This window comes from Nocardioides sp. ChNu-153 (genome assembly GCF_030466625.1).
GTDB lineage: Bacteria > Actinomycetota > Actinomycetes > Propionibacteriales > Nocardioidaceae > Nocardioides.
In genome coordinates this window covers 296,877-309,650 of sequence record NZ_JADEVT010000002.1, presented here as the reverse complement: position 1 = coordinate 309,650, position 12,774 = coordinate 296,877, and the positions used below count along the sequence as shown (strand labels likewise).

Annotated in this window: 11 protein-coding genes; 5 read left to right on the top strand and 6 right to left on the bottom strand. The window is 75.0% G+C overall.

The features are described from left to right. Positions 1-40 precede the first annotated feature (40 nt). On the bottom strand, positions 41-2,833 hold the full coding sequence (locus INN71_RS05350; protein ID WP_277498899.1) for a SpoIIE family protein phosphatase: 2,793 nt from the start codon (positions 2,831-2,833) through the stop codon (positions 41-43). A gap of 126 nt (positions 2,834-2,959) precedes the next feature. On the opposite strand from INN71_RS05350, the gene INN71_RS05345 reads away from it, so the two are divergent. Both INN71_RS05345 and INN71_RS05340 read left to right on the top strand, forming a co-directional pair. After that, positions 2,960-4,099 carry a zinc-dependent alcohol dehydrogenase gene (locus tag INN71_RS05345; RefSeq protein ID WP_277498974.1) on the top strand — a complete coding sequence of 380 codons (1,140 nt, stop codon included), beginning with the start codon at positions 2,960-2,962 and terminating at the stop codon, positions 4,097-4,099. A 14-nt stretch (positions 4,100-4,113) separates the two neighbouring features. Further along, positions 4,114-4,740 carry a hypothetical protein gene (locus INN71_RS05340; RefSeq protein ID WP_277498901.1) on the top strand — a complete coding sequence of 209 codons (627 nt, stop codon included), beginning with the start codon at positions 4,114-4,116 and terminating at the stop codon, positions 4,738-4,740. A gap of 31 nt (positions 4,741-4,771) precedes the next feature. On the opposite strand, the gene INN71_RS05335 is transcribed toward INN71_RS05340, so the two are convergent. After that, complete coding sequence (locus tag INN71_RS05335) at positions 4,772-5,086, bottom strand: hypothetical protein (RefSeq protein ID WP_277498903.1); 315 nt, start codon at positions 5,084-5,086, stop codon at positions 4,772-4,774. Between the two features lie 162 nt (positions 5,087-5,248). Here INN71_RS05335 and yaaA point away from each other — a divergent pair, with 162 nt between their 5' ends. Further along, positions 5,249-6,025, top strand: coding sequence for a peroxide stress protein YaaA (yaaA, locus tag INN71_RS05330; protein ID WP_277498905.1), 777 nt, complete (start codon positions 5,249-5,251; stop codon positions 6,023-6,025). 13 nt (positions 6,026-6,038) lie between these two features. On the opposite strand, the gene INN71_RS05325 is transcribed toward yaaA, so the two are convergent. The 4 genes from INN71_RS05325 to INN71_RS05310 are packed head-to-tail and all read right to left on the bottom strand — an operon-like array spanning position 6,039 to position 10,712. After that, positions 6,039-7,253, bottom strand: a complete 1,215-nt coding sequence (locus INN71_RS05325) for a bifunctional RNase H/acid phosphatase (RefSeq protein WP_277498906.1) — start codon at positions 7,251-7,253, stop codon at positions 6,039-6,041. Beyond that, the gene (locus tag INN71_RS05320) at positions 7,250-7,996 is read right to left on the bottom strand and encodes a zinc ribbon domain-containing protein (RefSeq protein ID WP_277498907.1); all 747 of its coding nucleotides are present in this window, start codon (positions 7,994-7,996) and stop codon (positions 7,250-7,252) included. The genes INN71_RS05325 and INN71_RS05320 overlap by 4 nt, the downstream gene beginning before the upstream one ends. Continuing rightward, a complete protein-coding gene (locus INN71_RS05315; protein ID WP_277498908.1) occupies positions 7,993-9,150 on the bottom strand; it encodes a Nif3-like dinuclear metal center hexameric protein in 1,158 nt (385 codons plus the stop codon). The genes INN71_RS05320 and INN71_RS05315 overlap by 4 nt, the downstream gene beginning before the upstream one ends. 29 nt (positions 9,151-9,179) lie before the next feature. Beyond that, on the bottom strand, positions 9,180-10,712 hold the full coding sequence (locus tag INN71_RS05310; RefSeq protein ID WP_277498909.1) for an AMP-binding protein: 1,533 nt from the start codon (positions 10,710-10,712) through the stop codon (positions 9,180-9,182). A 153-nt stretch (positions 10,713-10,865) separates the two neighbouring features. Between INN71_RS05310 and INN71_RS05305 the strand changes: the two genes are divergently transcribed. Then, positions 10,866-11,282 carry a hypothetical protein gene (locus INN71_RS05305; protein WP_277498910.1) on the top strand — a complete coding sequence of 139 codons (417 nt, stop codon included), beginning with the start codon at positions 10,866-10,868 and terminating at the stop codon, positions 11,280-11,282. A 38-nt stretch (positions 11,283-11,320) separates the two neighbouring features. Beyond that, the gene (locus tag INN71_RS05300; RefSeq protein ID WP_277498911.1) at positions 11,321-12,751 is read left to right on the top strand and encodes a cell wall metabolism sensor histidine kinase WalK; all 1,431 of its coding nucleotides are present in this window, start codon (positions 11,321-11,323) and stop codon (positions 12,749-12,751) included. The last annotated feature ends 23 nt before the right edge of the window (positions 12,752-12,774 follow it).

Genomic DNA, 12,774 nt, shown 5'->3' with positions numbered 1-12,774 from the left:
GTAGCCCGGACACCGCGTTACACCCGCCGGGGAGTGCTCGTCACACCTCGGGCGCCGGGGCGACGTTCGGCGGCACGCTGCCCGGGCCGGCCGTCGGCGGGCGCGGCCGGTCCTCGGGGTGCAGGCGCACGGCGACGATCGCGACGTCGTCCTCCGTCCACCCCGGCAGCATGCGGCGCAGCAGCTCGTCGCTGAGCTCCTCGAGCGGCAGGTCCTGGGCTGCGAGGTCGGTCAGGGTCTCCCGCAGCAGCTCCAGGCCGACGTCGAGCACCTGGCCGCGTCGCTCGACGAGGCCGTCGGTGTAGAGCAGGAGGGTCGAACCGCGCGGCAGCACGACGACGGAGTCGTCGCGAGCCTCCTCGTCGCCGGGGATGCCGGTCAGCAACCCGAGCATGGGGTTGGCCGCGTCGGCCCACAGCAGGCGCGCCGTCAGGCCGCCGGAGGAGTCGGGGACGACCACGACCGGCGGCGGGTGGCCCGCGTTGGACCACCGCAGGCGAGTGACGCCGTCGGCACGCTCCTGGGGCGTCTGCTCGAGCCGCGCGACCACGGCGGTCGCCATGGTGTCGACCTGCAGGGTCGTCATGGCCGAGTCGACCCGCCGCAGCACGGCGGCCGGGCCCTCCTCCGTCGTCACCGCGATGCCCCGGAGCAGCGTGCGGACCTGGCCCATCGCCGCCGCCGCGACGGTGTCGTGGCCGATGACGTCGCCGATCACCAGCGTGGTCGCACCGTCGGGCTGGAGGAACGCGTCGTACCAGTCCCCGCCCACCTGCGCGGCCTCGGCCGCCGGCTCGTAGCGCACGACGACCTCGAGGTGGTCCGGCTCCGGCGGAGCCGTGAGCAGGCTGCGCTGCAGGCCCTCCGCGAGCTCGCGCTGGTCGGTGTACATGCTCGCGTTGTCCAGCGCCAGCCCCGCGCGCTCAGCGACGTCGGCGAGGACCTCGACGTCGTCGTCCGTGAAGGTGGCGCGGCCCGCGCCGCGGAACACGCTCATGAGGCCCGCCACCCGGCCGCGCCCCTGCAGCGGGATGATCGCGGCCGCCGACGGCGCCAACCGGCGGCACAGGTCGGTGGCCTCGCCGGGCTGCAGGATCGCGGCGATGCGGTCGGCAGCGCCCTCGGGCACGACGACCGGCCGGCCGCTCACCAGCGCCTGCACGACGAGCGACTCGTCGGTCAGCGCGGGCACCCGCAGCTGCGCGTAGCGCTCGACGAGCGGGCGGAGTGCGAGGTCGTCGGCCCACCAGCCCACGTCGCGCAGCCGGCGGCGCCACGAGCGCTCGGAGAGCAGGTCGTCCGGGAGCGTGCCGTCGACCAGGGTGACCACGCACCAGTCGCCCAGGGCCGGCACCAGCAGCTTCGTCAGCCGCCCGACCGCCTCCTCCTCGTCGAGGGTGTCGGTCAGCGCCCGCGTCGCCTCGGCCAGCAGCGCGGCGCGTCGCGCCCGGCGGGCCAGCAGCTCCTGCGCACGGCGTCGCTCGGTGATGCCGAGGAAGTAGACCGACAACCCGTCGGGCGCGGGCCAGCAGCGCACCTCGTACCAGTCGTCGAGCGGCGGCGGGTAGTACGCCTCGAACGCGGACGGCTCGCCCGAGGCGACGGAGCCGCGGTAGTGCCGCTCGAAGTCCGTGCCCAGCGCCGCGGGGAACAGCTCCCAGATGTCGTGGCCGACCACGTCGGTGCCGATGCCACCCAGGAGGCGACGGGCCTCGGGGTTCGCGTAGGTGAACCGCCACTCGGGGTCGAGCTGGAAGAACGCGGTCGGCATCGCCTCGAGGATCCGGCCGACGCGCGCCTCGCCCTCGCGCACCGCGGTGGTGTCGTACGCCGCTCCCACGACCCGCACCGCCGCGCCGTCCTCGCCCGTCACGGCATGACCGCGCGCGGCGACCCAGCGCAGCTCGCCGTCGGGCCGGACCACGCGGTACTCCGCCTCGTACTCACCGCAGGTGGCGATGGCCTCCGCCAGCGCCGCGCCCACGCGGGCCCGGTCGTCCGGGTGCACGCACTGCTCGAAGGCCTCGATCGTGCCGCCGAACGTGGTGCGGTCGTGCCCGAACAGCCCCAGCAGGCGCTCGTCCCACCGGAGCGCCCCCGTCGCCAGGTCCCAGTCGAAGGCACCGACCCCGGCCGCGTCGACCGCGAGCTGCCACAGCACGCGGTCCTCCTCGTAGGTGGTCTCGAGGGCGGCGAGCTCGAGCTCGGTCAGCGCGGGCCCCGTCAGCTGCTGCAGCAGCGCGACGTCGTCGTCGGACCACGACCGGGTCTCCCGGCCGAAGACGCACAGGGCGCCCACCACGTGGTCGCCCGCCCGCAGGGGGACGCCCAGGTAGGACCCGACCGCGCCCGAGGTCACCGGCGGCAGGTCCCGCACCCGCGGGTCGGCCGTCGCGTCGGGGATCAGCACCGGGACACCGGCCTCGACCGTCACGGTGCACAGCGACTCGGCAGCGGCCGAGCGCACCCCGACCGTCTGCGACGCCAGGCCGGCGCCGCCCATGACGGTCTGCTCGTCGGCGACGACGGAGACCTGGGCGGACTCGACGCCCAGCAGCTGCGCGGCCAGCTCGGCCAGCCGGTTGAGCGGGAGCAGCCCGCCGGGGCGCGCCGCGAGCTTGCGGGCACGCTCCACGCGGGCGGCGTCGCGGGCGCCGGACGACCCGAAGGGGGCGGCCCGGCCGTCGTGGGCACGGAGCTCCTGCCCCGTGTCGTCGGTGCCGGCACCTGCACCCGTCGTCACGGCGTCGTCACGTCGCGCACGGCTCAATCGGACTCCACTCGACGACGCCCCGAGGCTGCGGCCCAGGACGAGGAAAATGTCGTCGGACATTCTTCCACAACGCGCCCCGTCCGCCGCCTCGGCGCCGCGGCCGTGCTCCGGTTGCCCGCCACCGGGGTGGGTACCAGCCCGGCGCACCCTCCCACCCCGACACGCACGGAGGCACCCGTGAAGGCGATGACGTACCGCGGCCCGTACCGCATCCGCGTGGAGGAGAAGGACCGCCCCACGATCGAGCACCCGAACGACGCGATCGTGCGCGTCACGACCGCGGCCATCTGCGGCTCGGACCTGCACCTCTACCACGGCCTGATGCCGGACACCCGCGTCGGCCACACGTTCGGCCACGAGTTCGTGGGCATCGTCGACGAGGTCGGTCCGTCGGTGCAGTCGTTGCAGGTCGGCAACCGGGTGATGGTGCCGTTCAACGTCTTCTGCGGCTCGTGCTTCTTCTGCGCGCGCGGCCTCTACTCCAACTGCCACAACGTGAACCCCAACGCCACGGCGGTCGGCGGCATCTACGGCTACTCCCACACCACGGGCGGGTACGACGGCGGGCAGGCCGAGTACGTCCGCGTGCCGTTCGCCGACGTCGGCCCCTCGCTCGTCCCCGACTGGATGGGCGACGAGGACGCGGTGCTGCTCACCGATGCGCTGCCCACCGGCTACTTCGGCGCACAGCTGGGCGACATCGTGGAGGGCGACACCGTCGTGGTGTTCGGCGCCGGGCCGGTCGGCCTGTTCGCCGCGAAGTCGGCGTGGCTCATGGGCGCCGGCCGCGTCATCGTCGTCGACCACCTCGACTACCGCCTCGAGCTGGCGCGGACCTTCGCGCACGCCGAGACGGTCAACTTCACCCACCACCGCGACATCGTGGTGCACCTCAAGCGCACGACGGGCCACCTCGGGGCGGACGTGGCGATCGACGCCGTGGGGGCCGAGGCGGACGGCAACCTGCTCATGCACGTGACCGCGGCGAAGCTGAAGATGCAGGGCGGCTCGCCCATCGCCCTCAACTGGGCCATCGACGGCGTCCGCAAGGGCGGGACCATCTCCGTGATGGGCGCCTACGGCCCCATCTTCAGCGCCGTGAAGTTCGGCGACGCCATGAACAAGGGCCTCACCATCAACGCCAACCAGTGCCCGGTGAAGCGGCAGTGGCCGCGCCTGCTGGAGCACATCCGCAACGGCCACCTGCGCCCGAGCGACATCGTGACCCACCGCTTCCCCCTCGACGAGATCGCCGAGGGCTACCACGTCTTCTCCGCCAAGCTGGACGGCGTCGTCAAGCCGCTCGTCGTCCCGTCGGCGGCGTGACCGAGGAGCCAGCCATGATCGAGAAGCGCGACCCGGCCGACCTGACCTCCGAGGAGCGTGCCGAGCTGGGCACGCGGTACACCTACACCCCGCACAAGCCGCCGCTGGCCGAGACCAGCGACGAGCTCCGCGCCCGCATCCCCGGGTGGGGCGCCGACCTGGACCCGGCCGACCGCCCGGCGGTGCCGAAGATGCGGTTCGACCCCGGCGCGACCGGCGCCCGGTGGGAGTTCCCCGAGCGGCAGCCCGAGCTGCGGCCGCGGGAGCGGTCGGTGGAGCACGCGTTCGTGACCCCCGTCTTCGGCACCGGGCAGCCCCTCAAGGGCGTCTCGGGCGTCGTGCGCCGCCTGGCCTACCGCCGCTTCAGCGAGGCCCGGGCCGCGCACTGGCTGCTGCTCGTCGCCGCCGACCGGGTGGACGTCGCCGAGGGCCGGGTGACCTCCGCGCTGCGCGGCCGTCCCGACCGCCTCGTGGCGGAGACCGGCGTCCGGGGCGAGGCGGGCCACGAGCCCGTGTCCTCGCGCGCCGGCCGGGTCGACGTGCGACACCAGTGGATCGACCCCGTCATCGTGGCCGGGCCGATGGCGGTCGCGGGCGTGCTGGCCTACCGCGTCGTACGACGGGCCCGCTCGGCACGCTGAGGCCGGGGGGTCCGCCCGGGTGGCACCGTCGTCACCGAGGGGCGGACACCGGCACGCGCACCACGGTCAGCACCCGGTGCGCCAGCGACCCCGGCTCGGCGACGACGTCCACGGCGACCCCGTTGCGCTCTGCGCGGCGGCGCAGCGCCACGAGGGTGCCGACGGCGAGGCTGGGGAAGAAGGTGGCCTCGCTGAGGTCGAGGCGCACGTCGCGCGCGAACCCTCCCGACGCGGCGCTCACCGACAGGTCGAGCTGCTCGACGTCGTGGGTGTCGTAGAGCCCACCCGTCAGGCGCAGCGTTCTCGTGGCGGTGTCGAAGGTGAACGACGCCTCGGGCTCCCGCACGGTCGGCCTCCTCAACTGGCGAGCAGGGCCCCGACGGCCCGACTTCCCTGCGACGAAACCTACACAAACCGTTGAGGATTTTCTAGACATGCCGCCGAGCCCGCGCGCCGCGCCGCGCGTCGGGGTCGCCCGGGCGCGCCGCCCCGCCTAGGCTTCTCCGCTGTGCTGATCCTGCTGCCGCCCAGCGAGGGCAAGGCCGCGCCGGCGCGCGGCAAGCCGCTCGACCTGGCCTCGGTGTCGTTCCCCTCGCTCACCCCGGCCCGCGAGCAGGTGATCGACGCGCTCGTCGAGCTCTGCTCCGGCAACGAGCGCCACGCGGCGGAGGTGCTCGGCCTCGGCGCCACGCTGGCCGACCTCGTGCCCCACGACGCGGCGATCCGGTCGGTGCCCACGGCGCGGGCGGAGCTCGTCTACACCGGCGTCCTCTTCGAGGCCCTCGACGCGCTGACCCTCGACGCGGGTGCCCGTCGTCGGCTGCGCCGGGTGCTCGTCACGTCCTCGCTGCTGGGACTGGTGCGCCTCGGGGACCGGATCCCGTCGTACCGGCTCGGCGGCGACGTGTCGCTGCCCGGCGTGGGTCCGGTCGCCGGCGTGTGGCGCGAGCACCTGGGTCCGGTCGTCGAGCAGGAGGTCGGCCGGGGGCTGCTCGTCGACCTCCGGTCGAGCACGTACGCCGCCTTCTGGCGCCCCGAGGGCGACGTCGCCACCCGCACGGCCACCGTCCGCGTGCTCCACGAGCACGAGGGCGAGCGCAAGGTCGTCAGCCACTTCAACAAGGCGACCAAGGGGCGCATCGTGCGCTCCGTCCTGACCGACGGCGGCGACCCCCGCACCCCGGCCCGGTTCGCCGAGCAGCTGCGCGACCTGGGCTGGCACGTCGAGGTGGGAGAGACGGGACCGCGCGGCACGCGCCTCGACGTGGTCGTCCGCTCGCTCTGACGGCCTCGCGGGGTCAGGCGCCGAAGGGCCCCGTGCCCGGCACCCCGTTGAAGAGCCGCAGGCTCGCCATCGGCTCCGCGTCGTCGTCACCGGCGAAGTGGCCGACGACGGTGACCGACGCCGGGGCGAGCTCCATCCGGAAGACGGCCTCCAGCGGGGCCCCGAGGGCGTGGGCGACGAGCACCTTGATCGGGGTCACGTGGGACACCACGACGACGGTGCCGCCGGCGTGCTCCGCGAGCAGGCGCCGCAGGCCGTCGAGCACGCGGCGCTCCACGGTGCGGAACGACTCCCCCGTGCCGCCCGGTCGGGCGTCGAGCGAGCCGAGCCACGCGTCGAGCCCCGCCCGGTCGCGTTCCGCGACCTCGGCGAAGGTCGACCCGTCCCAGGCACCGAACTCCATCTCGGCGAACCCGGGCTCCTCGCGCGGCGCACCGGTGCCGAGGCGCTCCGCCACGATCTCCGCCGACTCGCGGGTGCGCCGTACCGGGGAGGTGACGACGGCGGTGACCCGCTCCGCCAGTGGCGCGAGCCAGTCCGCGGTCGCGCGCACCTGCGCCCGTCCCTCGTCGGTGAGCGGGGGGTTCGCCGATGCGAGGCCGCCCGAGAAGCTCTTGCGCTGGGTGTGCGCGGTGACGCCGTGGCGCACGAGCACCAGCGTGGTGGTGGCCCCTCCCGGCGACCAGCCGCGTGCGGGCGCGGGGGCCGTCGCGACGGGCGCGTCGTCGCGCGCCTCCTGGGCGCCCGCGTCGACCTCCTGCTGCAGGGCGTCCCCGGCCGCCGGCGCGGCCAGGTGCTCCACACCGGAGCGGGTGCCGTCGAGGGCCTCGTTGGCGAGGCGGTCGGCGTAGGCGTTCTCCGCCCGCGGCACCCACGTCCACCGGGTGCCGGGCGGGGCCAGCCCGCTCGCCTCCCGTGCGAGCGCCTGCATGTCGGGGTGCTTGATGCGCCAGTTGCCGGCCATCTGCTCGACGACGAGCTTGGAGTCCATCCGCACCTCGACCGAGGCCCCCGGCGCGAACGCGCGCGCCAGCCTCAGGCCCGCGACGAGGCCCGAGTACTCCGCCACGTTGTTGGTGGCCCGCCCCAGCGTCGCGCCGTCGTGCGCGATGACCTCACCGGTGCGCGCGTCCCGCAGCACCGCGCCGTACGCCGCGGGGCCCGGGTTGCCGCGCGACCCGCCGTCGGCCTCCACGATGACCTCGCGGTACGTCGGGGCGTCGCTCACAGACCCGACTCGCCCGTGCGGACGAGGATCCGCGAGCACTCCTCGCAGCGCACGACCGTCTCGACGCCGGCCTTCCGGATGACGGCCAGCTCGGCGTTGTCGAGCGTGAGGCGGCAACCGCCGCACTCGCGGCGGCGCAGCAGCGCCGCGCCGATGCCGCCCTTCTGCTCGCGCAGCCGGTCGTAGAGGGCGAGCAGGTCGGCCGGCAGGTCCGCCACTAGGGGGCCGCGGGCCGCGGTGGCGGCGGCGAGCTCCTCGTCGATGGCCTGCTGCTGGGCGGCGACGTCCGCCTGCAGCGCGCGGCCGCGCTCGTCGATCTCGGCGAGCTGGGCCGTCGCCGCGTCGAGTCGGCCCTGGGCCTCCTCGAGCCGCTCCATGATCTCGATCTCGGTGTCCTCGAGGGAGGCGATGCGCCGCTCCAGGGAGACCAGCTCGGCCTGCATGCGCTCGAGGTCGCGGGGGTTGGTGACGAGCCCGGCGTCCATGCGCTGCTGGTCGCGGGTGCGGCGGGTCTTGACCTGCTCGACGTCCGCGTCGGCCTTGCGCTGCTCGAGGGAGAGGTCGTCGACCGCGATGCGGGCGTCGCGTGCCTCGTCGTCCACCACCCGGCGCCGGGCGGTGAGGTCGGCGAGCTCGGCGAGGCCCGGCAGCGAGCGGCGCTGGTGGCGCAGCACGTCGATGCGGGAGTCGACCTCCTGGACGTCGAGCAGCTTCAGCTGCGCGAACGGATCGGCTTTGATCACTCGCTCCTCTCGGTGCGGTCAGCGGGGTCCGTGGACACGGTGCGGAACTGCCACGGGTCGGTGCGCAGCTCGCTGACGCGGACGTCCACCTTATCGCCGAACGCGTCCTGCACGCGCCGCTGCACCACGGGCAGCCACGTCCACTCGGCCGCCCAGTGGGAGACGTCCACGAGCGCCGGCCCGCCCGCCGCGACGAACTCCGCGGCCCGGTGGTGGCGCAGGTCGCTCGTGACGTAGACGTCGACGTCGGAGGCGGCCAGGCGGTCCAGCAGGAAGTCGCCGGCGCCGCCGCAGACGGCGATGCGCCGCACCGACCGCGTGGGGTCGCCCGCGACGCGCACACCGCCCTCGGTGGCCGGCAGGGCGTCGGCGACGACCTGGGCGAACGCGCCGAGGGTCGCGCGCTCGACGACGCCGATCCGACCGGTGCCGCTGACGAGCGCCTGGGGGTCGGCCAGCTCGACGACGTCGTACGCCGGCACCTCGTAGGGGTGCGCGGCCAGGAGCGCCGCCACCACCTGGCGGCGCAGGCGCCGCGGCAGCACGGCCTCGACCCGCTCCTCCTCGACGACGGCGATGTCACCGACGGTGCCGATGGTGGGCTGGGAGCCCTCGAGCGGGCGGAACCGTCCCTGGCCGGCCACCGAGAACGTGCAGTGGTCGTAGGTGCCGATCGCCCCTGCGCCGGCCTCGGCGATCGCGGCCCGCACGGGGGCGGCGGCGTCGGTCGGGACGGTCACGGTGAGCTTGTCGTAGGGGGCGGCGTGCCCGGGGAGGATCGGCTCCAGCTCGCTCAGCCCGAGTGCGTGGGCCAGCGCCTCGGAGACCCCGCCGACCGCCTGGTCGGCGTTCGTGTGCGCCACCAGCAGCGCGCACCCGGCCGCGGCGAGGCGGCTCAGCGTGCGGCCCTTCGGCGTCGTCGCCGCGAAGCCGTGCACCGGGGTCAGGAAGAGGGGGTGGTGCACGACCAGCAGGTCGGCGCCCCACGCGACGGCCTCCGCCGCGACCGCCTCGTCGACGTCGACGGCCAGCATGACCTTGCGCACCTGCTGGGCGGGGTCGCCGTACACGAGCCCGACGGCGTCCCAGTCCTCGGCCGTCGCCGGCGGGTACCAGGAGTGGAGGGCGGAGACCAGCTCGTCCAGCGACGTCATGGGCCGTACCGTAGCGGCCCCGTCGGACCTCAGTTGACCTGGCGCTCCTGGCCCTCCCAGTACGGCGCGCGCAGCTTGAACTTCTGCAGCTTGCCCGTCGCCGTGCGGGCCAGCTCGTCGCGGACCTCGACCGACGTGGGCGCCTTGTAGCCGGCCAGCCGGTCCTTGCACCACGCGATCAGCTCGGCCTCGTCCGCGCTCGAGCCGGGCGTGAGCACGACCAGCGCCTTGATCGTCTCGCCCCACTTCTCGCTGGGGACGCCGATGACGGCGACCTCGGCGACGTCGGGGTGCGAGAACAGCGCGTCCTCCACCTCGATCGACGAGACGTTCTCGCCGCCGGTGATGATCACGTCCTTCTTGCGGTCGCTGATGGTGAGGTAGCCGTCGTCGCCGATGACGCCCCCGTCGCCGGTGTGGAACCACCCGCCCGCCAGCGCCCGCTCCGTCTCGGCCGGCTGCTCCCAGTAGCCCTGGAGCACCTGGTTGCCCTGCGCCAGCACCTCGCCGTGCTCGTCGACCCGCAGCCGTACGCCGAGGGCCGGCGCCCCGGCGCGCACCAGCCGGGCCGCGCGCTCCTCGGCCGTCAGGTCGTCCCACTCCGCGCGCGTGCGGTTGACCGTGAGCAGCGGCGAGGTCTCGGTGAGGCCGTAGATCTGGACGAACTCCCAGCCGAGCTCCTCCTCGACGCGGGCGACCGTCCGGGTGGGCGGCGGCGCGCCGGCCACGATGATCCGCACGCGGTCGCGCCCCGGCACCTCGCCCTCCCAGGTCTGCGCGGCCTCGAGCACGGCGGCGACGACCGCCGGCGCGGCGCACAGGACGGTGACGCCGTGCTGCTCGACGCGGCGCAGGATCTCGGCGCCGTCGACCTTGCGCAGCACGACCTGGGGGACCCCGAGGCCCGTGGTCGCGAACGGCATGCCCCAGCCGTTGGCGTGGAACATCGGCAGGGTGTGCAGGTAGACGTCGCGGTCACCCAGCCCGACGTGCAGCGCGAACGTCGTGGCGTTCACCCAGATGTTGCGGTGCGTGATCTGCACGCCCTTGGGGCGGGCCGTGGTGCCCGAGGTGTAGTTGATGCAGGCCGTGGCGTCCTCGTCGGGTTCCCACGGCGCCGGCTCGGCCCCCTCGGGGGCGTAGAGGTGCTCGTCGCGGCCGAGCACGTAGCGGTGCTCGCAGGTGACGTCGGCGAGGGCCTCGTCCAGCTCGGGGTCGACGTACAGCACCCGTGCCCCCGAGTGCTCGACGATGTAGCGCACCTCGTCGGGCCGCAGCCGGAAGTTCACCGGCACGAGGACCCGCCCGTGCCCCGCGACCCCGAAGAACGACCCGAGCAGGCGGGCGCTGTTGTGCGAGACGACGGCGACCCGGTCCCCGACCCCCACACCCAGGGCGTCGAGGTGCGCGGCCTGGCGCCGAGCGAGGTCGTCGAGCGCGGCGTAGGTGAGGGAACCGAGCGACGGCGCGGGCTGGTCGGGCTCGTCGACGACGCCCACCCGGTCCGGGTAGACCGTGCGGGCCCGGTCGATGAAGTCGCGGACGCTCAACGGCACGAACATGGCACTCCCTGTCGTTCCGGGGCCCGACCCGGCGGTCGGGCGCGTGACGCCCGTCACTCTAGGGCCGGCGGGGGCGGCACCCGCGGGTCGGGTCGTGAGAGCCCTCTCATGAACCTGGGCCGGGGGACGTCGGTGGGGCAGGATCGACCCGTCATGTCCAGCGTCCTCAAGGTCCTCCTCGGCGTCGTCGTCGGTCTCGTCGTCGGCGGGGTCGGCGTCCGCGCCCTCGCGGGCGAGCCCGCCGCTCCCGAGGTGGGCGGGGCCGTGAGCCCGTCGGGCGCCGGCACACCCGGGGAGCCGCTCGGCACCGGTACGACGCCTCCCACCGCCACCGCCACCCCCACCCCGACGGCCCCGGCCACCCCGGGCACGCCCACCACCGGTCCGACGGCCTCGCCGGCGCCGCCCGCCCCGGCGCCGCCCGCCCCCCGCACCGTGCAGCCCACGGCCGTGCCGGTGCCCCCCGAGCGCGACGACGACGGGGACGATGCCGGGGACGACGGCGGGGACGACGGCGGGGATGCCGGGGACGACGACAGCGGGAGCGACGACGACGGGGACGACGACTGAGCACCCCCCGCTCCCCCGCGTCGCGCACCGGCGCGTCGGTGCGCCTGCGCATCACGACGACCGTGGCGCTGCTCGTCGCGCTCGCCCTGGCCGGTGCGGGGCTCAGCTTCTTCCTCATCGAGGACCAGCGCATCGACGCCGAGCGCGTCGCGGCCATCGAGCAGGAGCTGGCCGAGTTCCGGCAGTTCGCCGCCGCCCCGGGCCCCTTCAGCCAGCCGGACCCCACGACGGGCGAGCGGCGCACCGGCATCGCCGACCTGCTCTGGGGGTACGTCGAGAGCAACGTGCCGACCGACGACGAGCTGCTGGTCGGCTGGTGGGACGACCGCCTCCAGGTGCGTCCCGGGACCGGCAGGGGCCGTGACGCGGCGGTCACCGAGGCGGAGGCCTTCAGCGACGCCGTCCGTCCCCTTGTGGCGTCAGGCGGCTCGACCACGGTGGAGGTGGCGGGTGAGCCGCTCTTCCTGACCGTGCAGCCGGCGACCGCGACCGACGCGGCAGGTGCCGTCGAGCCGGGCGCCCTCGTGGTCGTCACCTTCACCGACGTCGCCGACGAGCAGCTGGCGGAGACGGTGCGCACCTACGCGGTGGTGGCCGCGATCGCACTGCTGCTCGTGGTCGGCGCCGCCGCGTGGCAGTCGGGACGCCTCCTGCGCCCGCTGCGCGTGCTGCGCCGCAACGCGGAGGAGATCGGCGAGACCGACCTCTCGCGCCGCGTCCCGGAGACCGGCAACGACGACATCACCGCCCTGACCCGCACGGTGAACGGCATGCTCGCCCGCCTCGAGAACGCCTTCGCCGCCCAGCGCCGCTTCCTCGACGACGCGGGTCACGAGCTCAAGACGCCGCTGACCATCGTGCGTGGCCACCTCGAGCTGCTGGAGACCGACAGCCCCGACGCCGCGCAGACCCGCGACCTGGTGCTGGACGAGGTCGACCGCATGGCCCGCCTCGTCGGGGACCTCCTGCTGCTCGCCAAGAGCGACCGCCCCGACTTCCTGCGCACCGCGCCCACCGACGTCGGCGACCTGGTCCTCGACGTGCTGGCCAAGGCGCGGGCGCTGGGTGAGCGCACCTGGACCCTGGACGCCCCGGACCCGGCCACCGGGTCCGCGGGCGCCGTCGTCGAGGCCGACCCCCAGCGGCTCACCCAGGCCCTGCTGCAGCTGTGCGACAACGCCGTCAAGCACACGCGGCCCGGCGACGAGGTGGCCGTGGGGTACGACGTGCCCGCCCCCGGCCGGGTGCGCCTGTGGGTGCGCGACACCGGGCCGGGCGTGCCCGAGACCGACCGCGACCTGGTGTTCGAGCGCTTCGGCCGCAGCCACGTCCCCGATGGCGACGAGGGGTTCGGTCTCGGCCTGTCGATCGTCGCGGCGATCGTGCACGCCCACGGCGGCACGGTGGCCGTCGAGGAGGCCGATCCCCCGGGCGCCCGGTTCGTCGTCACGCTCCGGGAGTCGGGATGAGACCGTCCCGCGGCGCCGCGGGT

Coding starts and splice junctions, on each gene's coding strand:
- INN71_RS05350 (WP_277498899.1), bottom strand. CDS start 2,833: ATGTCCGACGACATTTTCCTCGTCCTGGGCCGCAGCCTCGGGGCGTCG.
- INN71_RS05340 (WP_277498901.1), top strand. CDS start 4,114: ATGATCGAGAAGCGCGACCCGGCCGACCTGACCTCCGAGGAGCGTGCC.
- INN71_RS05305 (WP_277498910.1), top strand. CDS start 10,866: ATGTCCAGCGTCCTCAAGGTCCTCCTCGGCGTCGTCGTCGGTCTCGTC.
- INN71_RS05345 (WP_277498974.1), top strand. CDS start 2,960: ATGACGTACCGCGGCCCGTACCGCATCCGCGTGGAGGAGAAGGACCGC.
- INN71_RS05310 (WP_277498909.1), bottom strand. CDS start 10,712: ATGTTCGTGCCGTTGAGCGTCCGCGACTTCATCGACCGGGCCCGCACG.
- INN71_RS05315 (WP_277498908.1), bottom strand. CDS start 9,150: ATGACGTCGCTGGACGAGCTGGTCTCCGCCCTCCACTCCTGGTACCCG.